Below are 23,860 nucleotides of genomic sequence, written 5' to 3'. Positions count from 1 at the left end.
TGAGGTATCTCAACAAAAAAGCACTTTTTACCCACGGCAAAAAGTGCTTGAAATTTATACGTTCAAGTCAATTTAAGCCTCGGTAGGATAGCCTTTTAAGTTCCAAAAACGAACTCCTACTGTCTTAGGTTAAATATTACACATTCAAAACTATAACGCGTTTCAGATGTGAAGTCAATATATTTTTATTATTATAATTTAAAGTTTGAAGTATCTACTTTGATACCAGGGCCCATTGTTGTTGTTACAGCAACAGACTTGAAATAAGTACCTTTAGAAGATGATGGTTTAGCTTTTGTTAATGTATCTTGGATAGTTTTGAAGTTATCAACTAACTTCTGCTCATCGAATGATACTTTACCAATAGAAGCATGAACAATACCAGATTTTTCAGCACGGTATTCTACTTTACCTGCTTTAATTTCTTCGACTGCTTTTTTGATATCCATTGTAACTGTACCAGTTTTAGGGTTTGGCATTAAACCTTTAGGTCCTAATACGCGACCAAGTTTACCAACTTCACCCATCATGTCAGGTGTTGCAACAATAACATCAAATTCAAACCAACCATCGTTGATTTTGCTGATGTATTCTTCACCTACATAGTCTGCTCCAGCTTCTTCTGCTTCTTTGATTTTATCGCCTTTAGCGAATACTAATACTCGTTGTGTTTTACCAGTTCCGTGTGGTAATACTACTGCTCCACGGATTTGTTGGTCGTTTTTACGAGTATCAATGCCTAAACGAAATGCAACTTCTACAGAAGCATCAAAGTTTACAGTGCTTGTTTCTTTTGCTAATTTCATAGCTTCTTCTACTGAGTATAATGAAGAACGATCAACTTTAGCAATTGCTTCTTGATACTTTTTACCTTTTTTAGCCATTTTGTTTTCCTCCTTTAGTGGTTTTAGCGGAATGTTACCTCCCACGTGCATCGTCTATTAGACAATGCAATAGCAGACAGCGAATTAGCCGCCTGCTTAAACTTTAAAATCTCAATTATTCTACGACAATTCCCATGCTGCGTGCAGTACCTTCAACGATACGGATTGCTGCTTCTTCAGATGCTGCGTTTAAGTCAGGCATTTTAGTGTTAGCAATTTCACGTACTTGGTCTTGAGTTACTGTAGCAACTTTAGATTTGTTAGGTTCACCAGAACCTTTTTCTACTTTAGCTGCTTTTTTAAGTAATACTGCTGCAGGTGGTGTCTTAGTGATGAAAGTAAATGAACGATCTTCAAATACTGTAATTTCAACTGGAATGATTAAACCTGCTTGCTCTTGTGTACGAGCGTTGAATTCTTTACAGAATCCCATAATATTCACACCGGCTTGACCTAATGCAGGACCAACTGGTGGTGCTGGATTTGCTTTACCTGCAGGTATTTGCAATTTAACTACTTTGATTACTTTTTTAGCCACGATGTGCACCTCCTTGATATCGTGATGTGGTCATGGGGTAATGATATTTTACCCTCCCACTCTTCATTTCCTAATGAAATGGTTGCGCATAGTCCGAGCGCGACCTTTAAATAATAACATTGAAATAATTAATTTTCAAGTGTTTTTTTACAACTTTTCAATTTGGTCAAATTCTACTTCAACAGGTGTTTCTCTGCCGAACATGTCAACAAGTACTGTTAATTTATACTTTTCAACATCTATCTCTTTTATTTCACCAATTTGGTTCGTAAATGGTCCACTTGTAACGCGAACTTGTTCTCCTAATTCTACTTCTACGTCGACGGTTTTTTCAGACATACCCATCTGTTTCAAAATGAATTTAGCTTCATCTGGTAATAAAGGATTTGGCTTAGAACCTGCGCCAGCTGACCCAACAAAGCCAGTTACACCCGGCGTATTTCTGACAATATACCAAGATTCGTCGGTCATAATTAATTCTACTAATACATAACCAGGGAATGTTTTCTTAAGTTGTGTCTTAGCTTTACCATCTTTAATTGATGTTTCTTCTTCTTCAGGGATTACAACTCTAAAGATCTGTTCTTCCATGTTCATTGTTTCGACACGTTTCTCAAGGTTTGTTTTCACTTTATTTTCGTAACCTGAATAAGTGTGCACTGCGTACCAACGTTTAGCGCCTATATCTTCTGACATTTTGCCACTCCTTACTATTTAATCAAATTAATTAACTCTGTAATTCCTAAATCTAATGCGTAGAAAAAGATTAAGAAGAAGATTACAGTACATACTACTACTGTTGTATATTTAACAAGTTCTTTGCCAGTCGGCCAACTTGTTTTTTGCATTTCTGATTTTACGCCTTGAAAGAAGTTTTCTTTTTTAGCCATTGATTTTCCTCCTTTATATGGATTCTTTATGCAATGTATGCGTATTACAAGTTTTACAAAACTTTTTTAGCTCTAATCGTTTATCTGTTTCTTTTTTAGGGACTGTATAATTTCTCGCTCCGCATTTTTCGCAATTTAAAGGGACTTTTCTCATATTCTCACCTTATTCATTCTAATCCTAGATTAATATACAAAACAAAACACCTAGTTGTCAAACAACACAGAAACGATTTCTTGCTTATTTAATTTCTTTTTTAGCCGGTATTGTGCATTGTATATGTGTTTGATAGGTACATTAAGCTCTTTCGATATTTCTTTTTTACTTTTCCCTTGCATCGTACAGTTTACAATCCGAGATTCAAAAGCATTTAACCCTATTTCTTTTATAAATGACGAACAAAAATGATTAAATACTATCATATCTTCAAATGAGTGATGTTTATTATCTACAACTTTATCAATTAAATAATCTGTTTCGTATTTATTTGAGCTATCAATTGTGAGCATTTTTGTATAAAACTGTTCCTTTTCACTTGTAGCTTTACGTATAAAATCTATTTTAGCATTTTTAATAATGACGTTAACACAATGAGAAAAAGGTTGTGGTTGCTCTATATCATAAGTTAGCACTTGTTTGTACAATTTATATCTCACTATCTGTGCGATATCTTCACAATCTTCTTTAGATATATTAAGCATTTTAATTCGTTTCATTATATCTTGATCATAAACTTCCAATAATTGATTAAAGCAATCGACTTGGCCTCTTTGAATTGTTTGAATCCAGTTTAAAGTTTGATTCTCTTTAATTGTATCATGCATGTTGTTCATTCCTTGTTCATAAGTATTGAACACATTTTACAGATTCAATTATTATTAAATCAAACTGCATTTTTTAATATTACTTATTGTTTCTACGCCATTTTTCGAATTGTTGTAGTACTTCATCAGGCAAATGTAATCTATTTCTAGGTGTCTTTGTTTCTATATCTGATAAATGTTTCGTTACCACAGATTCTTGCCTCGCTATTGTTGACCACATTTCTCTCGATGATATCCGATAAGCGCCTGTCCCAAAAATAGCGTGTTGCTCACTCATATCACTCGTTACAACTGTAATATGTGTAATATGCTTTCTATACAAATCATAAGTTAATCTTTCAATATAACTATCTGCCGTTTCTTTCCCTTTTGTATATACTATTTTGACACCGTGTTTTATTTCTATTGTTTCTGTTCCTTCAACACCATAAGCGTCAAAGACAACAATCATCTCTCCGTCATGTTGTGTATTATAGTTAATAAGTGTGATTAACAATTTGTCCCTTGCTTCTTCTAATGAGACTTTCGCAGTCTCGGATAATTCTTTTGATTGTCCTATCAAATTATAACCATCAATAATCAAATAGATATCTTTCATTATTCTTGTCCTATCGGGTGCCTTTTTCTATATACTTCATACATAAGAAGACTGGCTGCAACGGACGCATTAAGGCTATTAACATGCCCAACCATAGGCAATTTAATATAGAAGTCACACTTATCTTTAACTAACCTACTCATACCTTCTCCCTCACTACCTATCACAATAACTAATGGCATATTAACATCCATTTGTCGATAATCCGTTGCATGTTTAGCATCAGTACCAGCTATCCAATAACCAACTTCTTGTAAACGCTCCATTGTACTCGGTAGATTCGTAACACGAATAACAGGTACATGCTCAATAGCACCTGTTGAAGCCTTAGCTACAGTAGCATTTAATTGAACGGACCTTCTTTTAGGAATAATAATTCCATCGATACCTATTGCATCAGCAGTTCTCATAATTGAACCTAAATTATGAGGATCTTCTAATCCATCCAACATTAACAGACAGGGTTGATGTTCAATGTCTTTTGTTTCAGATATAAAATCTTCTAATTCTTTATAAGGATAAGGTGCTATTTGTGCAGCTATACCTTGGTGTGGGACGTCTGTAAGGTAGTCTATTTTTGATTTCGGTACTGTTTGAACAACGATTTTCTCTGATTTTGCAATCTTTAAAATATCGTTAATTTGTTTTTTGTTGATACCTTCTTGGATTAACACTTTGTTAATTGTATGGCCAGAAGTAATCGCTTCTTTCACAGCATGTCTCCCGACAATTATTGAATCATCCATTTGTATTCACCCTTTCTTCTGTAATTTCTATCATTTTATTAATTAACAATTCTAAACGCTCTGTCTCATCATTTAAATATAAATAACCGATAACCGCTTCTATCGCAGAACTTTTACGATATGTTTGTATATCCGTATTCTTTGCTTTTGTATAACTTTTTGCATTACGCCCACGTTTAATAATAGCTAACTCTTCCTCATCGAAAAAATCTTCTTCTAACAAAACGTTTAAAACATACGCTTGCCCTTTTGCGGATACATATTGTTTAGATAGTTGATGTAGACGGTTAGGCTTCCCTTTAATTTTCAGGATAATATACTTTCTTACATAAGTATCTAGTATAGAATCTCCCATATATGCTAATGACAAGGGGTTTAACATTTTTATTGATTGCTTATCCACGTTTAAACCTCACACCTTGAGGCGTATCTTCAAGGATAATGTTTTGTTCTTTTAACATATCTCGAATTTCATCAGCACGTTGGAAGTTTTTAGATTTTCTAGCTTCGTTTCGTTCTTCAATTAGTTGTTCGATTTCTTCATCTAATAATTCAGCATGTTCTTTACCATATAAAGGTACACCTAAAACATCACTAAATATTTGGTAAACTTCTTTAAAGTATTCAATCGTTCTAACTGATGTCGCATTCTCTAATAAATACTTGTTTGCAAGTTTGTTTAAATCATACCAAGCCGTCATCGCGTTAGCTGTATTAAAGTCATCGTCCATATACATTTCAAAATCTTTCAACGCTTGGTCGATACCTTCGATATATTGATTCGTTTCGTCTTCTTTAAGCAAAGCATGTTCTTCTCTATCCACTAAAGATTTGTAACTATTTCTGATTCTTTCTAAACCTTTTTTAGCTGCCTGTACTAAATCTAAATCATAGTTAACTGGACTTCTATAATGTGCACCAACCATAAAGAATCGTAAAACATCTGGATCAATTTCCTTAATAATATCATGCACTAAAATAAAGTTACCAAGAGACTTACTCATTTTTTCATTATTAATATTTACAAATCCGTTATGCATCCAGTAGTTAGCAAATGTTGTATCACTATGTGCTTCAGATTGCGCAATTTCGTTTTCATGGTGAGGGAACTGAAGGTCTGTTCCTCCTGCGTGTATATCAATTGTATCACCTAAATGTACATGAGCCATGACAGAACATTCTATATGCCAACCAGGGCGTCCTGGTCCCCATGGGCTGTCCCACTTAATTTCACCAGGTTTAGCTTTTTTCCAAAGTGTGAAATCTAGTTCATCTTCTTTTTGTTCACCTGTTTCAATTCTAGCTCCAACTTTCAAGTCATCAATAGATTGGTGACTCAACTTGCCATACCCTTCAAAACGACGTGTACGATAATAAACATCTCCGCCACTTTCATAAGCATAACCTTTATCGACTAATACTTTTATAAACTCGATAATGTCATCCATATGGTCCATAACTCTTGGATTTGAAGTACCTCTCTTACAATTTAATGCCCCAGTATCTTCGTAAAATGCTTGAATAAAACGATCTGCTATTTCTGGAACTGTTTGACCCAATTCATTAGCTGTTCTAATTAATTTATCATCAACATCAGTAAAGTTAGATACATAATCTACTTCATAACCTTTATATTCTAAATAGCGTCTAACAACGTCAAAGGCTACTGTCGACCTTGCATTTCCAATATGAATATAATTGTAAACAGTAGGGCCACATACATACATCTTAACTTTGCCCTCTTCAATTGGTATAAATTCTTCCTTTTGTCTTGTTAGCGTATTATATAACGTAATCATCAACAATCTCTCCATTCTTCGTCTTTTCAAGTTGACGTTCTAATTCTTTTAATTGTTCATAAATTGGATCTGGTAAGTTAGTATGATTGAAGTTTTTACCAACTTTCATACCATCTTGCTTAACAATCCTGCCTGGGATACCTACTACTGTTGAGTAATCAGGAACATCTTTTAACACAACTGAATTGGCACCAATGTTTACGTTGCTGCCAACTTCTATATTGCCCAGTACTTTAGCACCAGCAGCAATCAATACATTATCACCTATATCTGGGTGTCTTTTTCCGCGCTCTTTACCTGTACCTCCGAGGGTAACGCCTTGGTAAATTGTCACATTGTTACCAATTCGACATGTTTCACCAATCACAATACCCATTCCATGGTCTATAAATAATCTCTTTCCTATCGTAGCACCAGGATGAATTTCCACTCCAGTAAAAAATCGTGAAATTTGTGAAATTGATCGAGCTATAAAATACATTTTTTTCTTAAAAAACCAATTAGCAATCAAATAACTCCATATTGCATGTAGCCCTGAGTAAGTCATAACAACTTCAAATGAAGATCTTGCAGCAGGGTCCTGATCAAACACCATTTGAATATCATCTTTGACTCTTTTAAACATCTCTTTCCCCCCTCAGATATCAAAAAGGCACCTCTAACAATTTTTGCTAGAGGTGCCTTTTGCACGGTTCCACTCTTGTTTAGCATATATCTATGCTCACTCATTTAAATATATAAAATTTCATTCAATAAAGGTGCATTCATTTATAAATGTGGCACATTTTCACCAACCATGTGCTCTCTTATTTCACATTTATTAAATTACTTGGCCTTTAAGTATTTAATATCATAGTTTTTTATTTACAAAAAATCAAATAATACGTTTTAATCTACTTAACACTTTATCTCTACCTAATAATGCTATTGTATTAGGTAATTCAGGCCCATGTGTTTGTCCAGTTACCGCTACACGAATAGGCATGAATAACTGTTTACCTTTAACACCTGTTTCTTTTTGAACTGCTTTAATTGATTTTTTAATTTCAGCTGGTTCATCAAAAGGCTCTAAACTTTCAAATTGTTTAATAAGCTCAGTCATGACAGTAGGAACTTGTTCACCGTTTAAGACTTCTTTAGCTTCATCAGAGAAATCTAAATGTTCTCTGAAGAACAACTCAGATAGCGGTACAATTTCACCTGCGTAGCTCATTTGCTCTTGATATAAACCAACCAAGTCTCTAGCCCAAGTCAATTCTGCTTCTGATGGACTTTCTGGTAATAATCCTGCTTTCACCATGTGAGGGATTGTCATTTCAAATACAGTTTCAGAATCTTTTTCCTTCATGTATTGGTTATTGATCCACTCTAATTTTTTCTTATCAAAGAATGCTGGAGATTTAGATAGTCGTTTTTCATCGAAGATTTTAATGAATTCTTCTTTAGAGAAAATTTCTTCTTCGCCTTCTGGAGACCAACCTAACAATCCAATGAAATTGAATAAGGCTTCAGGTAAGTAACCTAAATCTTTATATTGTTCGATAAATTGTAAAATTTGTCCATCACGTTTACTTAATTTTTTACGTTCTTCGTTAACAATCAATGTCATATGAGCAAATTTTGGCGTTTCAAATCCAAATGCCTCAAAAATCATAAGTTGTTTAGGTGTGTTTGAAATGTGGTCGTCCCCGCGTATTACGTGAGAAATTTCCATATAATGATCATCAATAGCAACAGCAAAGTTATATGTTGGAATACCGTCTTTCTTAACGATAACCCAGTCACCTATACCGTTTGAATCAAATGATACTTCACCTTTAACGATATCATTAAATGTATATGTTTTATTTTGAGGTACTCTAAAACGAATACTAGGTTGTCTACCTTCCGCTTCGAAAGCTTTCTGTTCTTCTAGAGTTAAGTGTGCGTGTTTACCACCATAACGTGGCATTTCACCTCTAGCTATTTGTTCTTCACGTTCTGCTTCTAATTCTTCCTGTGTCATGTAACATTTATAAGCTTTATCTTCAGCTAGTAATTTATCAATAAGTGGTTTATAGATATGGCCACGTTCTGATTGACGATAAGGGCCGTATCCTCCGTCTTTATTGACAGATTCGTCCCAATTTAAACCTAACCATTCAAGGTTTGAAAATTGTGAAGACTCTCCGTCCTCTAAGTTTCTGGCTATATCTGTATCTTCAATACGTATAACAAAGTCCCCATCATAATGTTTAGCGAATAAATAATTAAATAATGCGGTTCTTGCGTTACCGATGTGTAAGTAACCAGTTGGACTTGGCGCATATCTTACTCTTACTTTGTTACTCATCGTCTCACTCCTGTTTTTAATCTTTATTTGTTAATAATACCACAGCTTGTGCTTGTATGCCCTCTTCTCTTCCTAGAAATCCTAATTTTTCATTTGTTGTCGCTTTCACATTAACATCTTCTATTGATACTTCGAAAATTGTAGCAATCTTATCTCTCATGTTATCAATATGTGGTCTAAATTTAGGTTTCTCAGCAATTATAGTAGCATCCACATTTCCTAGTTGGTATCCCTTTTTTAAAACTTGTTGATAAGCCTCTTTTAATAATATTTTCGAGTCTGCATCTTTAAATGTTTGATCGGTATCTGGAAACAACTTACCAATGTCACCTAAACTTGCAGCACCTAAAATAGCATCTGTAATAGCGTGTAACAATACATCTGCATCGCTGTGTCCTTTGAGTCCTTTAGTATGTTCTATTTCAATTCCACCGATAATAAGCGGTCTATTTTCATCGAATTCATGTACATCATATCCATAACCTATTCTAAACATCATGAATACCTCGTCTTTCTATTATTGAATCTGCTATCACTAAGTCTTCAGTTGTTGTTATTTTAATATTATCGTAATCTCCACTGAGGACGTGGACTTTAAAACCAGCTCTTTCAACTAAAGATGCGTCATCTGTACCTACAAAAGATTCCGAATCCGCTAATTGATATGCTTTTAAGATGATTTCCCTTTTAAAAGATTGAGGTGTTTGGACTTGCCATACCGTTTCGCGTTGATAAGTTTCTTCTACAATACCATTTATCACTTTTTTGATTGTATCTTTAGCTTGAACCGCTAAAATAACAGCTTCATGCTCTAAAGTATCTTCGTATAGTTGTTCTACTTTTTCTTCTGTTACAAAAGGTCTAGCTCCATCATGTACAATAACAACTTCAGTATTTACTAATACTTTTAACACTTCATAAATACTATGCTGTCGTTCTTTACCTCCTGGTATAATACCAGCCACTTTTTGAAAGTCTTTTAAATGTTTTTCCATTATATTGACCTCTTCAGGGTGGGCAGCAATAAAGATTTGTTCACATGACTTCATATTTTCAAAAACTGAAACTGTTCTTCTTATAATCGTTTCACCTTTGATTTTTAAAAATAATTTATTAATATTCTTACCCATTCTCTTCCCTTGACCAGCAGCTGGTATTATAACTGTAAAACCCACGCTAAGACACCTTCTTCGCAAAAATAATTCTTCCAGATGACGTTTGTAATAGACTCATTACTTCTACAACTATTGTTTTACCGATATATTCTCTACCTTTTTCAATAACAACCATTGTACCGTCGTCTAAATATCCAACACCTTGGCCATCTTCTTTTCCTATTTTAGTAATAAGTAATTCGAACTGATCGCCTTGATGCACAATTGGTTTAATTGCTTCAGACAAATCATTAACATTTAAAACTTTAATACCTTGTACAGAACACACTTTATTTAAATTATAATCTGTCGTAATAATACTTGCGTTATATTTTTTAGCTAAAACAATCAATAGTGCATCTACATCTTTATGGGTAGAATTAGGTTCAATGATAGAAATAGGAAAATCAGTATCCTTCAATGAATTTAACATATCTAAACCACGTTGTCCTTTATCTCTTTTCAAACTATCTTTTGCATCAGCAATAACTTGTAGTTCTTCAATTACGCCTTGAGGGACTAATATTTCACCGTCTAAAAATTGGCATTTCACGACATCAAGTATACGTCCATCAATAATGGCACTAGTGTCTAACAATTTAGCGTTTCTCGCAGTAGTTTGTCTTGTCAATGAGTTCGAAATATTCTCTGGGAATAACCTAAGAATTTCTTCACGCTTTTGTAACCCGATTTGAAAGCCTAAATAACATAAAAAAGCAGCAATAATAATAGGTAATATATGTTTCAATACGGGAGCGCCAATCATTTCCAATATAAACGAAACCATTACAGCAATCATTAGACCAATCATAACACCAATAGTTGCGAAAAATATTTCTAAAATACTTCTCTTTAACAAATATTTTTCACCTTGATCAGCCATATACACAATTTTATCGATTAAAAAACCAAACAGCAGAAATATAACGACTGCCCCGATTAGACCATCAATATATGGGTTAGTAAGTACCTCTTTAGGTTGTATACTAAAAGCGTTAATCAACTCAGGAATAACTAGAATACCGACCGAGGATCCTATAACTAAATAACATAGAATGATGAGGGCTTTTAAAATTTTCATACGTCAACCTCCTAATGGTTTCTATGCATTAAAGGCAATTTTCAATGCTTCTCTTGTTGTAGAAACACCAATAACTTGTGTGCCTTCTGGGAACTCTAAACCTTTTAAATTATTTTTCGGTACGATGATGCGTTTAAAACCTAGTTTAGCCGCTTCCTGAACACGTTGGTCAATTCTAGCAACCCTTCTTACTTCTCCAGTTAAGCCGACTTCACCAACAAAACAATCGTCTCCTTTTGTTGGTTTATCCTGAAAACTAGATGCTATTGCTATTATAATACTTAAGTCAACTGCTGGCTCACTTAATTTAACACCACCAGCGATTTTAATATATGCATCTTGTTGCTGTAGTAAGAAATTTTCTTTCTTTTCAAGTACTGCCATCAACAAGCTCAATCTATTATGGTCTATACCAGTAGCCATCCTTCTTGGATTATGAAAAGTTGTTGGCGTTACTAATGCCTGTACTTCAACTAATATCGGTCTCGTTCCTTCCATAGTCGCAACAATAGTCGAGCCAGCCACATGTTTTGTTCTTTCTTCTAGGAACATTTCTGAAGGATTTTTCACTTCGTTTAAGCCAGTTTGTTTCATTTCAAATATACCCATTTCATTTGTTGAACCAAAACGGTTTTTAACTGCTCTTAATATTCGATAAGCGTGATGTGTGTCCCCTTCAAAATATAATACGGTATCCACCATGTGTTCTAGCAATCTAGGACCTGCAATTTGTCCATCTTTCGTAACATGTCCAACGATGAATGTTGCTATATTCATTTGCTTAGCAATATGCATTAAATTCTGTGTACATTCTCTCACTTGAGATACTGAACCAGGAGCCGACGTAACTTCTGGATGGTATATAGTTTGTATTGAATCTATAACTAATACATCTGGTTTTTCTTTTTGAACCATACTATGAATAATTTCTAAGTTTGTTTCAGCGTATACATTTAGTTCGCCTGAATCTTCAACGAGTCTTTCTGCTCTTAATTTAGTTTGTCTTACCGATTCCTCACCAGAGACGTAAAGTACGTTTTTCTGTTGTGATAGAGCGGCACAAATTTGTAATAATAGTGTCGATTTACCGATACCCGGATCTCCACCTATTAATACAAGCGACCCTTCTACTACTCCGCCGCCTAATACGCGGTTAAATTCATTAATTTTCGTTAAAATTCTAGGTGTGTCTTCATCTTTAATGTCTTTTAATTTTTCTATTTTTTGTGCTGGTACATCTGATTTAAATGTATTTTTAGGCCCTTTTGTTTCTTTATGTTCTATTGTTTCTTCCATTTGATTCCATGCGCCACAATTAGGACATTTGCCCATCCATTTTGGCGATTGGTACCCACAGGCTAAACATTCAAATATTACTTTCTTTTTCGCCATTCATGATACCTCCGTGTTAATTGAATAGTTATATTTTAAACTTGGCAGACTTGAAAAACAAATTTATATACTTTTTTCTAACAATAAAAGTCCGCAAACCTTTATTATATATGGTTTGCGGACTCATTATATTATTTAAGTTAAAATTTTCTATTTTATACTTTTGAAGTTTCTTCTTCTGACTCATCTTCTTTATGATCTGATAAATCAAATTTAAATTCGTCATCGCGATAATCTACTACAACGTCTTTACCAACTAAATCTTGGCCAGACAAGATTAATTCACTTAGATTATCTTCAATATTTTTTTGGATTGAACGTGTTAATGGTCTAGCACCATATTCAGGGTCAAATCCTTCGTCTGCTATTTTCTCTTGAGCTGAGTCAGTTAAGCTAATATGAATACCTTGTTCTGATAAACGTTTAGTTAAATCGCTAGCCATCTTAGAAACAATTTCTTTAAGATGTCGTTTTTCTAGTTTGTGGAATACAATGATGTCATCTACACGGTTTAAGAACTCTGGTCTAAATTGTTGTTTTAATTCGTCCATCATTGTTTTTCTAATCGTTTCATAGTCTGGACCACTATCTTTAGCAGCGCCAAAGCCAACGAATTTAGCATTTTGAAGTTCTTGTGCACCTACGTTTGATGTCATTATGATAACTGTATTTCTGAAGTCCACTTTACGTCCTTTAGAATCTGTTAAGTGACCGTCATCTAATACTTGTAACAAGATATTAAATACATCTGGGTGAGCTTTTTCAATTTCATCGAATAATATAACTGAATATGGTTTACGTCTTACATTTTCAGTTAATTGTCCACCATCATCATGACCAACATAGCCTGGAGGAGAACCAACTAAACGACTGACAGAGTGTTTTTCCATAAACTCACTCATATCTACTCTAATCATTGCGTCTTCTTCACCAAACATTGCATCCGCTAATGTACGTGCAAGTTCCGTTTTACCTACACCAGTAGGTCCTAAGAAGATAAAGCTACCAATTGGTCTTTTCGGATCTTTCAATCCAGCTCTCGCACGTCTAACTGCTTTAGAGATAGATTGTACCGCATCATTTTGACCAATTACACGATTATGAAGAATAGATTCTAGGTTTAGTAATCTTTCTGATTCAGTTTCATTTAATTTCGTAATTGGAACACCTGTCCAATTTGCTACTACAACTGCAATATCTTCAGCTGTTACGCAAGTGTTTTTCTCGCCTTGGACTTTTTTCCATTCATTTTTAGTCTCTTCTAATTGTTTTTCAAGTTTTGTTTGTTTATCTCTTAAATTAGCTGCATTTTCAAATTCTTGAGAGTGTACAGCTGCATCTTTTTCTTTTTTAACTGTTTCTAATTCCGCTTCAAGTTCTTTGAGACTTGGTGGTGTTGTATAATTTCTAAGTCTTACTTTTGAACTTGCTTCATCAATTAAATCAATTGCTTTGTCTGGTAAGAAACGGTCTGAGATATAACGGTCACTCATAGTTACTGACGCTTCAATTGCTTCATCTGAAATATTGATGCGGTGATGTGCTTCATAACGATCTCTTAAACCTTTCAAGATTGCAATTGAATCTTCATTAGTAGGTTCGTCAACAGTAACTGGTTGGAAACGTCTTTCTAATGCTGCATCTTTTTCAATATATTTACGATATTCATCTAAAGTTGTCGCGCCAATACATTGTAATTCACCGCGTGCTAGAGCAGGTTTTAATATATTAGAAGCGTCTATAGCGCCTTCTGCTCCTCCAGCGCCAATTAACGTGTGTAACTCATCGATAAATAGCACAACGTTGCCCGCTTGGTGAATTTCTTCCATTACTTTTTTCAGTCTTTCTTCGAATTCACCACGATATTTTGTTCCGGCAACAACTGTACCCATATCTAATGACATGACACGTTTACCTTTTAATGTTTCTGGTACTTCGTTCTGTATGATTGCTTGCGCTAAACCTTCTACAATCGCAGTTTTACCTACACCAGGTTCACCGATTAGTACAGGGTTGTTTTTAGTTCTTCTACTTAATACTTCTATTACTCTTGTAATTTCATCTGAACGGCCAATTACTGGATCTAATGTACCGTCTTCTGCAATTACAGTTAAATCTCTAGCTAAACCATCTAATGTTGGTGTTGCTTGATTTTTAGTAGCTTGAGCGTTTTTAGAGCCTTGTTCAGGACTACCTAGTGATTTCACTACTTGTGCTCTTGCTTTTGTAATATTTAAATCTAAATTAGCAAATACACGAGCTGCAACGCCTTCATTTTCTCTAATAAGACCTAATAATAAGTGCTCTGTACCTACGAATGTGTGATTTAATTTTCTTGCTTCATCCATAGATAGTTCGATCACTTTTTTAGCTCTAGGTGTATAATGAATTGCGCCAACTTGCTCTTGTCCTTGGCCAATTAAATTTTCTACTTCTTTTGTTACTTTTTCTTCAGTAATACCAAAAGCATCTAATACTTTTGCTGCGATACCTTCAGGCTCTTTCATTAAACCTAAAAGTAAATGCTCTGTGCCTATATTTGAATGATTTAATCTCATTGCTTCTTCTTGTGCATGTGCTAAAACACGTTGTGCACGTTCTGTTAATCTACCAAATAGCATAAACTAACCTCCTATTTATTTATATGTTTTCTCTTAAAAATGTTGCCCGTTTTTCGTTTACTGAAACGTCTTCTTCTTCATTTTCAAAGAATGGTGTCTGTATTGTAACCATTAAATGATCAAAATTAAAGTTTTCCCTCTCGATATGACCTAAATCAATACCAAGTTTCATTTCACTTAAGCGAAGTGACGCTTCTTCAACCGACATTAATTGTGCTGATTGGAGTATACCTTTTGCTCGATGTACTCTATCTTTTGTTTCCATATGATTAAAGCGATTAAGTCTATTTCTAATTTGTTCTTCTTCGTGTATGATTTGTTCTACAATTTGCGTCAAATCTTCTATTATTTCTTGTTCGGTTTTACCTAAAGTTAATTGATTAGAAATTTGATATACATGGCCTAAAGCACCTGTACCTTCACCATATATACCACGAATTGTATAACCAAATCGATTAATCGCTTGGCCAATTCTTTTCATTCGCTTCATTATACTCAAACCAGGTAAATGCAACATTACACTTGCTCTCAAACCTGTTCCGATGTTCGTAGGACAAGTTGTTAGAAAACCGTGTTGTTCGTCATATGAAATTGTTAAATGCTTGTCTAACTCATCATCAAGTTTAGACGCTGTTTCATATAGTTCATTTAATACAAGATTGTTACCCATCACTTGGATTCTTACGTGATCTTCTTCATTTATCATCACGCTTGTCGATTCATCTTCGTTTAATAGAACAGCAGCACCGTATTCTTGTTTCGTTAATGCTGGACTAATAAGATGTTTAAAAACCAATTTGTTTTGTTCAAGTTCAGATAAATCTGATAAACGAACTAATTTTAAGTCTGATAAAGCTTTGCTCACTTTATCAATTACCCTATTGCCTATTTTGTCATCTTCAAATTTGAGCGGATGAACTTCATCTTGAAGGTTTCGAGCAAGTCTAATACGAGAGCTCATGATGATTGGTGAATTTGTCTTCTCTTTCATCCAATCACTAATATGCTCATTTATATGTTCTTCCATTCTACTTGACCTCGCCTTCTGCTTTCAAAGCTTTAATTTCATCTCTAACAACTGCTGCGTCTTCAAAAGCTTGTTCTTCTATTAAACCTTGTAAGACTTTTTCTTTTTCAGCTATTTGTTGTTTAAGTTGTATTTTACTTCTTGATGAAACTGGTATTTTACCTGTATGCTCGCCGCTACCAGCTTGAACTCTTCGGATGATTTGAGGAACATCATCTTTAAACGTCTCATAGCAATCATGACAACCGAATTTTCCGACTTTAGCTATATCCGTTAAAGTCATACTACAAGTTGGACAGCGCTTCTCTTCTTGAGGCTCAACCTTTTTAAAGTTTATACCGTGCTTACCTACAAGATATTGTAAAAATTGATTCACAACAAATTCTTGGTCTAAATTTTGATCATTTACGTGGTCGTCTTGAAAATAAAAATGTTCTGAAGCACAACTTTTACATATCCATTGCTCTGTTTTATGCTTCTTTCCTGCCGATGTTAATTGAATTGTTGCTTCTTCTTTACCACAAATTTCACAAAGCATACTGTCACTCCTTTTTAATTATAATGTATGACTGCCAATATTCGTTTCAATATATTTGCTCGAATAATATCTCTAAATGGTATTTCTATTTGTAAAGTATCTCTGTGTATACTTTGTATAATCATTTTCTTTTCTCTATCTGTTATTAATTTGTTTTCGTACAAACCATCAACGATTCTAAATGCATTTGCTTGAGAGATTTCATCGCCTACTAAATCTATTAAATGTCTAATGAACGCTGACTGACTATTTGTCTCGACTTTGGATATACGAATATATCCACCGCCACCTCTTTTACTTTCTATGGCGTAACCATGTTCATTAGTAAACCGTGTTTTAATGACATAGTTTAATTGCGAAGGTACACAATCAAACTTCTCAGCAATATGTGCACGTTTGATTTCGACGACCTCACCTTGAGCTTCTTCAAGCAACTGCTTTAAGTATTGCTCAATGATATCCGACATATTGTGCATTAATCATCACCTCTTTTGACCTTCTTTGACTATATTATATGTTCTGCTGTTTATTATTTCAATTAATTTGTTTCTTAAAAAAATTATTATTTTTGTGTACCGCTTTCATAAAAAATAAGTTATGATATAAGATAGGTTATTAAAGAGAATAATTCTTGGGAAAGGTGTGTGTGTTATGCATTTTATTATCGGGATTATCGGAATATTAGTATTCCTATTTCTAGCATGGGTAGTAAGTTCTGATAAGATGAAAGTAAGATGGCAATACATAGGATTAATGATTGTAATCCAATTTTTATTTGCATTCTTACTATTAAAAACAACAGGTGGATTAACTGTTATCGGTGGTATATCGAACGGCTTTAGTTATATCATTGACAAAGCAATGGAGGGTATTAACTTCGTCTTTGAAGGCGTCGCAAATATCGATCCAAAAACGAACAAACCTGTTTCAGTATATTTCCTTAACGTACTGATGCCGATTGTATTCGTTTCAGCGCTAATTGGTATCTTACAATATATTAAAGTTTTACCACTTATTATTAAATACTTAGGGTTCGTTATTTCTAAAATTAACGGCATGGGTAAACTAGAATCATATAACGCAGTTGCCTCTGCAATTTTAGGACAATCTGAAGTATTTATATCAATTAAAAAACAACTTCCTTTAATTCCTAAACACCGTATGTATACTTTAACTGCTTCAGCAATGTCGACAGTTTCAGCATCTATTATCGGTGCATATTTTACAATGGTTGAGCCTAGATATGTGGTTACAGCTATCGTCTTAAACTTATTTGGCGGTTTTATAATCGCTTCAATCGTCAATCCTTATACAGTAGATGATAAAGAAGACGACATAATGATAGAAGAGTCTGGAGAAAAACAATCATTCTTTGAAATGCTTGGAGAATATATTTTAGACGGATTTAAAGTAGCAGTTATTGTTGCAGCAATGTTAATCGGGTATGTAGCCATGATTGGTTTATTAAACGGTGTTACTGCTAATATCTTCTCATTTGTATCTGGCGGATCAATTTCTTGGGACTTCCAAACATTAATTGGATTCGTATTTGCGCCATTTGCATTCTTAGCTGGTATCCCGTGGGCTGATGCAGTCCAATCTGGTAGTATTATGGCAACAAAAGTACTTTCAAACGAGTTTGTTGCGATGGGTATTTTACCAAAAGCTGAAATTTCTGAAAGAGCAAACGGTATTATTTCAGTATTCCTAGTTTCATTTGCGAACTTTGGTTCTATCGGTATCATCGCTGGTGCTGTTAAATCATTAAATGATGAACAAGGTAATAACGTTGCACGTTTCGGATTAAAACTATTATACGGTGCGACATTAGTATCGTTCTTATCAGCAACTATCGCTGGATTTTTCTTATAATATAATGAAACAGGGTGAGACTTTTATTAATGTCTCACCCTGTTTTTATTTTATTACTTGCGCATGATATTGAACGACAATTTCTTCAATAAAATATTTCATAATTTTATAATCATCTGTTAATTCCGGATGGAAAGAAATACCTAAGTATTGATTTTGTCTTACAGCTACAATTTTATCTTCAACAGTCGATAGAATATCTACATCCTCATGTACTGATTGAATATGAGGTGCTCTTATAAATACAGCATTCACTGTCTCATCAATACCTTTAACTTCCAAGTATTCTTCAAAACTATCTACTTGTCGACCGAAGGAATTTCTTTCTACTGTTACATCTAATTTATTTAAATGGCTTTCTTGCCCTATTACTTCAGTAGCCAATAAAATAAGTCCTGCACATGTACCATACATAGGCAAATCACTTTTTCTTAAGGCTTCTGTAAAGCCATATAAATCCATCAACCTTCTCATTGTAGTAGATTCCCCACCTGGCAATACAAGTCCATCTAAACCACTTAATTGATCAACAGTCTTAACAGTAATGCCTTCATGTCCAGATTGTTCAATATGTTTTAAATGCTCTCTAACAGCGCCTTGTAAACCTAATACACCTATTTTCATCTTACCAACCACGCTCTTGCATACGTTCTTCTAAAGATAATTGATTAATATCCAACCCTTGCATAGCTGGTCCTAATTCTTTAGAAAGTTCCGCAATCAATTGATAGTCTTGATAATGAGTAGTTGCTTGAACAATTGCTTTTGCAAATTTTTCTGGTGCTTCTGATTTAAAAATACCTGAACCGACGAATACACCATCAGCACCTAGTTCCATCATTAATGCTGCATCAGCAGGTGTTGCTACACCGCCAGCTGCAAAGTTTACAACAGGTAAACGGCCTAAATCTTTAATTTCTTTTAATATTTCATATGGTGCGCCAATGTTTTTAGCTTCAGTCATGATTTCATCATCGTTCATAACAACTAATTTACGCACTTCAGCATTTACTTGTCTCATATGACGAACCGCTTCAACAATATTCCCTGTACCTGGCTCCCCTTTTGTACGTAACATTGCTGCACCTTCACCAATTCTTCTAGCAGCTTCACCTAAATTACGACAACCACATACAAACGGAACTGTAAATTCATCTTTTTTCAAATGATACTCTTCATCTGCTGGTGTTAATACTTCTGATTCATCTATATAGTCTACACCCATCGATTCTAATACACGCGCTTCTGTAATATGACCAATTCTTCCTTTAGCCATTACCGGAATCGATACAGCATTCATTACTTCTTCCACAATTCGGGGATCAGCCATTCTTGCTACACCGCCTGCAGCTCTGATATCAGAAGGCACGCGTTCAAGTGCCATAACTGCGACAGCTCCTGCTTCTTCAGCTAATTTAGCTTGCTCAGCATTAACAACATCCATAATAACGCCACCCTTTTGCATTTCTGCCATACCTCTTTTAACTTTATCTGAACCTGTAATCTTAGACATTTATTACTTCCTCCTTTTAAATCGCTTATTTGTAGGTTATACTAAATTCTGAACTGGTAAAAGTGTCAGATTTACAAAAATATAAGTGGTCAGAATGAGGGGTTCTTATGGAAATGCTAATGTTTAATATAAATCGCAATATCGATGTACCTATTTATCAACAACTTTATGAAAACATTAAACAAAATATTATTAATAATGTTATGCAACATAATGAAAAATTACCTTCAAAAAGACAGCTCAGTCATTACTTATCTGTTAGCCAAACTACAATAGAACATGCATATCAACTTTTAAGCGATGAAGGGTATATACATAGTAAAAATCGTTCAGGATTTTACATAAACGATATTGTAAACTTGCCAGTAACATATAAAACAAAAATTACAGACGAAGATATTCAAACTGAAAAAACATACAAATATTCATTCAAATTAGGTGCTATTGATAAAGAACATTTTCCATTAGATCAATTCAGGAAATTTTCTAAAGAGGCATTTGATTATTCACAACTTTCATTATTGGACAGTGGGCATAAGCAAGGAGATTATGAATTAAGAAAAGAAATCAGGCACTATATCTTCCATAGTAGAGGGGTTAATTGTTCACCCCAACAAATTATTGTAGGTTCATCAACTGAGCAATTACTCTCTATCATCACAGATCTTATTTCAAACTCTACTTACATGATAGAAGATCCACTTTATAAACAAGTAAGAGATTTATTGAAAAGAAAACACGTACCTTTCGAATTTATATCAATCACTGAAAACGGTATTGATATTGAACAAATTAAAAAATTAAACAAAGAAGTCGTATATATTACGCCAAGTCATCAGTTCCCTACAGGCGTCATTATGGATTTAAAGAGGCGCACACAACTCATAAAATGGGCGTCTGAAAAGCAGACACGATATATTATCGAAGATGACTATGACTCAGAATTTAGATATAGTGGACGTCCTGTGCCTGCATTACAAAGCTTAGACAACACAGATAGCGTCATTTATGTCAGTACGTTCTCAAAGTCGATTTCCCCTTCTCTAAGAGTTGCATATGCAGTCTTACCTAAGAAACTTATGCAACAGTATCAAAATAAAACAAATATAGAAGGTGGCACTGTACCTAGGCATACACAATATATATTGAGCCGATTTATGAGTGAAGGTTTTTTTGAAAGACACCTAAATCGCATGAGAAAAATATATAGAAGTAAACGAGATATTATATTAAATGAACTCATGAAATATCCAAATGATTTTAAAGTGTCAGGAGAATTAACAGGCATGCATTTTATATTGACGGTAGTTAATGGCTTAACATTAGAAGAATGCTTACACCGTATAAAAAAATGTGATATAGATATTAAACCTTTAACACACTATCGATTTAAACAAAGTGATCATACTCCTCATTTCGTATTAGGCTTTGGAGGGATTAAGATAGACGAAGCTAAAGAACATATTGAAGCATTAATAAAGTGTTTGATGGAAGTATAATAAAAAAGGAGCGGGACAGAAATCTCATTTTAATAAAAAGATTTCGTAGTCCCACCCCGGCAAGGATGACTAGGGTTGAAAAAAGCTTGATATAAGCGCATTTTCAATCCAGTCAGCTACTGCCATTATAATGAAAGAGAGGCTGAGACATGTATTTATGTCTCGGCTTTATAACCTATTAAATTTTGTAATTTCATGAGTTCATTTCTTATGCTTTGGAATTCTTTTAATTTTGGAAGTTCTATAATATCGTATCTGACATTAAACTCTACTTTTTTGCATATATTCTCATAAGTTGTTAAATAAAGGCCGATTTCTTCATCTGTTAAGGTGCTTAAATTACCTCTTCTATAGGCTTGCTCGAGGGTAAATGCTAAGTGTTCAACTGTGAAAATAATTGGATAAACATACTCAATTTTTTTAACATCATTATCTATTTCATTTAGTGCTGCTTGATACATTGCTTTTGTATTCATAATCTCTGTTTGCATTTCTCTAATGAGTAAAGTATCTATTAAATTAATATGATATTTATTTGATGAAAATAGTGTATGTAATAATTGTGATTGTATTCTTAATGTATTAATTATTGTTTTAGGTAGCTTTTTGGAAGCTTGCTTTCTACCTACTATTAACACTCCTATCAAACCAATAGCAGAACCAATCATAACATCAGTTATTCTCGGCAAGATAAGATAAGTATCAAAGTGTTTAGTAATCGCTGCTGACATTAATAATACGTTTGGTGTGATGAATGTGACAGCTATTGTATAATTCACTGCAATGAGCAATTCTGCTGCTGCCATAAGAATAGCCATTAAAATAACAATTGGCCATGTACTTGGTTCAAAATACAATATAACAACAGCTACTAATGTACCTATAATTGTGCCAAGTGTTCTTTGAAATGCCCTTTGTATCGTAGATAAAGAAGACGTACCTAATAAGACTGAGCAACATGATACCGGAATCCAATAAGCACGTTCAAATCCTATCCCAAATGCTATAATAACAGATACGAACAAGATAATACCATACTGTATAGATTGCATTAGAACTAAAGAGTCTTTAGAAAAATTTTCTTTAATTGTTTTAGAATACATAGGTTTATGATGAATAATTTTCTTACCTATTTGAAGCTCATTTTCATTTAACAAAGCTTCAGCATCATAGATAAGCTTAACTAGTTCATTAATATAAGGGTCATCCCCGTTATAATACTTAATATCATAATTTAAATCTGATTTTCCTTCTAATCTTTCGCATATGTAATTAAGTGCTACGCTTATTTCATTAGGTAAACTTTCATAACCTCTTGATGATAATTCTAAGCATTCTGACCAAATTTCATCAGCTTTTTCTTTTAGTAACAATAAGCGATTATAATCTCTTTTATTATTCCAAAATGCTTTAGCAGTAGTTAAAGTTAGCGTGGCTTGATTAATTGTATTAAGTGTTTTACTTCTTGCTTTATTAAATCGCTCACCATTAAAATTCTCCACTAAATAAGATAAGTTTTTATAAATATTTAGTACACTTTCAGTTTCAGGTTTTTTATGATTAAAAAATGCATCGACCATTACTACTAAGGCACTCACTAAACCACCACATAAAACTAATGAACCTCGTAACAAGAAGTCTTCAGGGGCTATGGGCATAATAGAAGCTATACTATAAGTTAATATAAAGAATAACGATGATGGCCCTGGAACTTGTAAAGATTTAAGAATAAAATGCGCACTCATGCCTATTAAACCTAATATAAAAGCATATAAGAAAGGCGTTGTAATAGTAATGCTCCCTAGCATTAAACAGATACTTAACATTATAGATACAGTAATAACCTTTCTTATTCTAGATGGGTATGAACCATTTATAATATATATATGACTAAATGAGCCTAAAAGAGCCGTTAAACCTAAATCAAATCGACCGACAATAACACTCGTAGACAAGATGGTAAAAACAATTATAGCTTGCATAATTGCCTTTTTAATTGCTATATTTTGCATATTTACTTTGAACATCACTTCGAAATATTTCTTCACTTATAACAACTCCTATCTTTTAAGTTTTAAGTCAAAAAAAAGAGACCTAACAGGTCTCGAGTGCGGCTCATCGCATCCATTTTATAAATATTTGCCCGGCAACGTCCTACTCTCGCGGAACGTAAGCCCAACTACCATCGGCGCTAAAGAGCTTAACTTCTGTGTTCGGCATGGGAACAGGTGTGACCTCTTTGCTATCGTCACCAGACAAATAGTAAAAACTTATTAAGAATGTATTGCACATTCAAAACTAGATAGTAAGCAGATTTTACGGCGCAAAACCGATTTTAAAAATTTGATTAAGTCTTCGATCGATTAGTATTCGTCAGCTACACACATTACTGCGCTTACACCCCGAACCTATTAACCTCATCATCTTTGAGGGATCTTATAACCGAAGTTGGGAAATCTCATCTTGAGGGGGGCTTCATGCTTAGATGCTTTCAGCACTTATCCCGTCCATACATAGCTACCCAGCTATGCCGTTGGCACGACAACTGGTACAC

25 protein-coding genes, 2 rRNA genes and 1 other annotated feature are annotated in these 23,860 nt (G+C 34.0%); of the genes, 2 read left to right on the top strand and 25 right to left on the bottom strand.

The window, feature by feature from the left end; genetic code table 11:
- Window positions 1-5 precede the first annotated feature (5 nt).
- Window positions 6-147, bottom strand: a sequence feature (ribosomal protein L10 leader region).
- Between the two features lie 44 nt (window positions 148-191).
- The 20 genes from rplA to ACO6VN_RS00040 form a co-directional block, all read right to left on the bottom strand.
- Complete coding sequence (gene rplA, locus ACO6VN_RS00135; RefSeq protein ID WP_016999417.1) at window positions 192-884, bottom strand: 50S ribosomal protein L1; 693 nt, start codon at window positions 882-884, stop codon at window positions 192-194.
- Between the two features lie 115 nt (window positions 885-999).
- Entirely contained in the window at window positions 1,000-1,422 is a 423-nt protein-coding gene (gene rplK, locus ACO6VN_RS00130) for a 50S ribosomal protein L11 (protein WP_016999416.1), read from the bottom strand.
- A gap of 147 nt (window positions 1,423-1,569) precedes the next feature.
- Window positions 1,570-2,118, bottom strand: coding sequence for a transcription termination/antitermination protein NusG (gene nusG / locus ACO6VN_RS00125; RefSeq protein ID WP_016999415.1), 549 nt, complete (start codon window positions 2,116-2,118; stop codon window positions 1,570-1,572).
- 14 nt (window positions 2,119-2,132) lie between these two features.
- Entirely contained in the window at window positions 2,133-2,312 is a 180-nt protein-coding gene (gene secE, locus ACO6VN_RS00120) for a preprotein translocase subunit SecE (protein ID WP_016999414.1), read from the bottom strand.
- A 13-nt stretch (window positions 2,313-2,325) separates the two neighbouring features.
- The gene (rpmG, locus tag ACO6VN_RS00115; protein ID WP_081501334.1) at window positions 2,326-2,466 is read right to left on the bottom strand and encodes a 50S ribosomal protein L33; all 141 of its coding nucleotides are present in this window, start codon (window positions 2,464-2,466) and stop codon (window positions 2,326-2,328) included.
- A 50-nt stretch (window positions 2,467-2,516) separates the two neighbouring features.
- Window positions 2,517-3,134: a sigma-70 family RNA polymerase sigma factor gene (locus ACO6VN_RS00110; RefSeq protein WP_216683234.1), complete on the bottom strand. Its 618-nt coding sequence runs from the start codon at window positions 3,132-3,134 to the stop codon at window positions 2,517-2,519.
- Window positions 3,135-3,213: 79 nt separating this feature from the next.
- On the bottom strand, window positions 3,214-3,732 hold the full coding sequence (locus tag ACO6VN_RS00105; RefSeq protein ID WP_016999412.1) for an NYN domain-containing protein: 519 nt from the start codon (window positions 3,730-3,732) through the stop codon (window positions 3,214-3,216).
- On the bottom strand, window positions 3,732-4,478 hold the full coding sequence (rlmB, locus tag ACO6VN_RS00100) for a 23S rRNA (guanosine(2251)-2'-O)-methyltransferase RlmB (RefSeq protein WP_016999411.1): 747 nt from the start codon (window positions 4,476-4,478) through the stop codon (window positions 3,732-3,734). Before rlmB ends, ACO6VN_RS00105 begins: the two co-directional genes overlap by 1 nt.
- A complete protein-coding gene (locus ACO6VN_RS00095) occupies window positions 4,471-4,860 on the bottom strand; it encodes a Mini-ribonuclease 3 (protein ID WP_037539268.1) in 390 nt (129 codons plus the stop codon). Before ACO6VN_RS00095 ends, rlmB begins: the two co-directional genes overlap by 8 nt.
- A gap of 13 nt (window positions 4,861-4,873) precedes the next feature.
- Entirely contained in the window at window positions 4,874-6,277 is a 1,404-nt protein-coding gene (cysS, locus tag ACO6VN_RS00090; protein ID WP_064204247.1) for a cysteine--tRNA ligase, read from the bottom strand.
- Window positions 6,261-6,902 (bottom strand): serine O-acetyltransferase, encoded by a 642-nt coding sequence (cysE, locus tag ACO6VN_RS00085; protein ID WP_016999408.1) that lies wholly within the window; start codon window positions 6,900-6,902, stop codon window positions 6,261-6,263. The genes cysS and cysE overlap by 17 nt, the downstream gene beginning before the upstream one ends.
- 249 nt (window positions 6,903-7,151) lie before the next feature.
- Window positions 7,152-8,609 carry a glutamate--tRNA ligase gene (gltX, locus tag ACO6VN_RS00080; protein ID WP_135021740.1) on the bottom strand — a complete coding sequence of 486 codons (1,458 nt, stop codon included), beginning with the start codon at window positions 8,607-8,609 and terminating at the stop codon, window positions 7,152-7,154.
- 16 nt (window positions 8,610-8,625) lie between these two features.
- Window positions 8,626-9,105: a 2-C-methyl-D-erythritol 2,4-cyclodiphosphate synthase gene (ispF, locus tag ACO6VN_RS00075; protein WP_016999406.1), complete on the bottom strand. Its 480-nt coding sequence runs from the start codon at window positions 9,103-9,105 to the stop codon at window positions 8,626-8,628.
- Window positions 9,098-9,784, bottom strand: a complete 687-nt coding sequence (ispD, locus tag ACO6VN_RS00070) for a 2-C-methyl-D-erythritol 4-phosphate cytidylyltransferase (protein ID WP_194200078.1) — start codon at window positions 9,782-9,784, stop codon at window positions 9,098-9,100. Before ispD ends, ispF begins: the two co-directional genes overlap by 8 nt.
- A gap of 1 nt (window position 9,785) precedes the next feature.
- On the bottom strand, window positions 9,786-10,844 hold the full coding sequence (locus tag ACO6VN_RS00065; RefSeq protein WP_016999404.1) for a PIN/TRAM domain-containing protein: 1,059 nt from the start codon (window positions 10,842-10,844) through the stop codon (window positions 9,786-9,788).
- Window positions 10,845-10,865: 21 nt separating this feature from the next.
- Complete coding sequence (radA, locus tag ACO6VN_RS00060) at window positions 10,866-12,236, bottom strand: DNA repair protein RadA (protein WP_016999403.1); 1,371 nt, start codon at window positions 12,234-12,236, stop codon at window positions 10,866-10,868.
- A 155-nt stretch (window positions 12,237-12,391) separates the two neighbouring features.
- Window positions 12,392-14,857: an ATP-dependent Clp protease ATP-binding subunit gene (locus ACO6VN_RS00055; RefSeq protein ID WP_422404073.1), complete on the bottom strand. Its 2,466-nt coding sequence runs from the start codon at window positions 14,855-14,857 to the stop codon at window positions 12,392-12,394.
- Between the two features lie 19 nt (window positions 14,858-14,876).
- Entirely contained in the window at window positions 14,877-15,884 is a 1,008-nt protein-coding gene (locus tag ACO6VN_RS00050) for a protein arginine kinase (RefSeq protein WP_016999401.1), read from the bottom strand.
- Window position 15,885: 1 nt separating this feature from the next.
- On the bottom strand, window positions 15,886-16,422 hold the full coding sequence (locus ACO6VN_RS00045) for a UvrB/UvrC motif-containing protein (protein ID WP_016999400.1): 537 nt from the start codon (window positions 16,420-16,422) through the stop codon (window positions 15,886-15,888).
- A gap of 14 nt (window positions 16,423-16,436) precedes the next feature.
- Window positions 16,437-16,898 (bottom strand): CtsR family transcriptional regulator, encoded by a 462-nt coding sequence (locus ACO6VN_RS00040; RefSeq protein ID WP_016999399.1) that lies wholly within the window; start codon window positions 16,896-16,898, stop codon window positions 16,437-16,439.
- 175 nt (window positions 16,899-17,073) lie between these two features.
- Here ACO6VN_RS00040 and ACO6VN_RS00035 point away from each other — a divergent pair, with 175 nt between their 5' ends.
- Window positions 17,074-18,294, top strand: coding sequence for a NupC/NupG family nucleoside CNT transporter (locus ACO6VN_RS00035; RefSeq protein WP_016999398.1), 1,221 nt, complete (start codon window positions 17,074-17,076; stop codon window positions 18,292-18,294).
- Window positions 18,295-18,339: 45 nt separating this feature from the next.
- Here ACO6VN_RS00035 and pdxT read toward each other — a convergent pair whose 3' ends face one another.
- Window positions 18,340-18,918, bottom strand: coding sequence for a pyridoxal 5'-phosphate synthase glutaminase subunit PdxT (pdxT, locus tag ACO6VN_RS00030; RefSeq protein ID WP_016999397.1), 579 nt, complete (start codon window positions 18,916-18,918; stop codon window positions 18,340-18,342).
- 1 nt (window position 18,919) lies between these two features.
- On the bottom strand, window positions 18,920-19,807 hold the full coding sequence (gene pdxS, locus ACO6VN_RS00025) for a pyridoxal 5'-phosphate synthase lyase subunit PdxS (RefSeq protein WP_016999396.1): 888 nt from the start codon (window positions 19,805-19,807) through the stop codon (window positions 18,920-18,922).
- A gap of 107 nt (window positions 19,808-19,914) precedes the next feature.
- Between pdxS and ACO6VN_RS00020 the strand changes: the two genes are divergently transcribed.
- Complete coding sequence (locus tag ACO6VN_RS00020; protein WP_422404072.1) at window positions 19,915-21,306, top strand: PLP-dependent aminotransferase family protein; 1,392 nt, start codon at window positions 19,915-19,917, stop codon at window positions 21,304-21,306.
- A 155-nt stretch (window positions 21,307-21,461) separates the two neighbouring features.
- Here the strand turns inward: ACO6VN_RS00020 and ACO6VN_RS00015 are convergent, their stop codons facing one another.
- From ACO6VN_RS00015 to ACO6VN_RS00005, 3 genes are all read right to left on the bottom strand, one after another.
- Window positions 21,462-23,354 carry an FUSC family protein gene (locus tag ACO6VN_RS00015; RefSeq protein WP_422404071.1) on the bottom strand — a complete coding sequence of 631 codons (1,893 nt, stop codon included), beginning with the start codon at window positions 23,352-23,354 and terminating at the stop codon, window positions 21,462-21,464.
- 93 nt (window positions 23,355-23,447) lie between these two features.
- A 5S ribosomal RNA gene (gene rrf, locus ACO6VN_RS00010) occupies window positions 23,448-23,562 on the bottom strand.
- A gap of 87 nt (window positions 23,563-23,649) precedes the next feature.
- A 23S ribosomal RNA gene (locus ACO6VN_RS00005) occupies window positions 23,650-23,860 on the bottom strand; the annotation flags it as partial.

Origin of the sequence: Mammaliicoccus sp. JADD-157, assembly GCF_049310805.1 — a bacterium.
GTDB lineage: Bacteria > Bacillota > Bacilli > Staphylococcales > Staphylococcaceae > Mammaliicoccus > Mammaliicoccus lentus.
The sequence above is the reverse complement of the archived record's forward strand: the minus strand, read 5'-3'. Positions and strand labels throughout refer to the sequence as shown.

What these genes read in the sequence shown, in the direction of transcription:
- ACO6VN_RS00110 (WP_216683234.1), bottom strand. Translation starts at nt 3,134, where the DNA reads ATGCATGATACAATTAAAGAGAATCAAACTTTAAACTGGATTCAAACA.
- cysS (WP_064204247.1), bottom strand. Translation starts at nt 6,277, where the DNA reads ATGATTACGTTATATAATACGCTAACAAGACAAAAGGAAGAATTTATA.
- pdxS (WP_016999396.1), bottom strand. Translation starts at nt 19,807, where the DNA reads ATGTCTAAGATTACAGGTTCAGATAAAGTTAAAAGAGGTATGGCAGAA.
- ACO6VN_RS00035 (WP_016999398.1), top strand. Translation starts at nt 17,074, where the DNA reads ATGCATTTTATTATCGGGATTATCGGAATATTAGTATTCCTATTTCTA.
- ACO6VN_RS00105 (WP_016999412.1), bottom strand. Translation starts at nt 3,732, where the DNA reads ATGAAAGATATCTATTTGATTATTGATGGTTATAATTTGATAGGACAA.
- nusG (WP_016999415.1), bottom strand. Translation starts at nt 2,118, where the DNA reads ATGTCAGAAGATATAGGCGCTAAACGTTGGTACGCAGTGCACACTTAT.
- ACO6VN_RS00050 (WP_016999401.1), bottom strand. Translation starts at nt 15,884, where the DNA reads ATGGAAGAACATATAAATGAGCATATTAGTGATTGGATGAAAGAGAAG.
- ACO6VN_RS00020 (WP_422404072.1), top strand. Translation starts at nt 19,915, where the DNA reads ATGGAAATGCTAATGTTTAATATAAATCGCAATATCGATGTACCTATT.
- ACO6VN_RS00045 (WP_016999400.1), bottom strand. Translation starts at nt 16,422, where the DNA reads ATGCTTTGTGAAATTTGTGGTAAAGAAGAAGCAACAATTCAATTAACA.
- secE (WP_016999414.1), bottom strand. Translation starts at nt 2,312, where the DNA reads ATGGCTAAAAAAGAAAACTTCTTTCAAGGCGTAAAATCAGAAATGCAA.
- ACO6VN_RS00055 (WP_422404073.1), bottom strand. Translation starts at nt 14,857, where the DNA reads ATGCTATTTGGTAGATTAACAGAACGTGCACAACGTGTTTTAGCACAT.
- ACO6VN_RS00065 (WP_016999404.1), bottom strand. Translation starts at nt 10,844, where the DNA reads ATGAAAATTTTAAAAGCCCTCATCATTCTATGTTATTTAGTTATAGGA.
- pdxT (WP_016999397.1), bottom strand. Translation starts at nt 18,918, where the DNA reads ATGAAAATAGGTGTATTAGGTTTACAAGGCGCTGTTAGAGAGCATTTA.
- gltX (WP_135021740.1), bottom strand. Translation starts at nt 8,609, where the DNA reads ATGAGTAACAAAGTAAGAGTAAGATATGCGCCAAGTCCAACTGGTTAC.
- cysE (WP_016999408.1), bottom strand. Translation starts at nt 6,902, where the DNA reads ATGTTTAAAAGAGTCAAAGATGATATTCAAATGGTGTTTGATCAGGAC.
- rlmB (WP_016999411.1), bottom strand. Translation starts at nt 4,478, where the DNA reads ATGGATGATTCAATAATTGTCGGGAGACATGCTGTGAAAGAAGCGATT.
- radA (WP_016999403.1), bottom strand. Translation starts at nt 12,236, where the DNA reads ATGGCGAAAAAGAAAGTAATATTTGAATGTTTAGCCTGTGGGTACCAA.
- ACO6VN_RS00040 (WP_016999399.1), bottom strand. Translation starts at nt 16,898, where the DNA reads ATGCACAATATGTCGGATATCATTGAGCAATACTTAAAGCAGTTGCTT.
- rpmG (WP_081501334.1), bottom strand. Translation starts at nt 2,466, where the DNA reads ATGAGAAAAGTCCCTTTAAATTGCGAAAAATGCGGAGCGAGAAATTAT.
- ispF (WP_016999406.1), bottom strand. Translation starts at nt 9,105, where the DNA reads ATGTTTAGAATAGGTTATGGATATGATGTACATGAATTCGATGAAAAT.
- ACO6VN_RS00095 (WP_037539268.1), bottom strand. Translation starts at nt 4,860, where the DNA reads ATGTTAAACCCCTTGTCATTAGCATATATGGGAGATTCTATACTAGAT.
- rplA (WP_016999417.1), bottom strand. Translation starts at nt 884, where the DNA reads ATGGCTAAAAAAGGTAAAAAGTATCAAGAAGCAATTGCTAAAGTTGAT.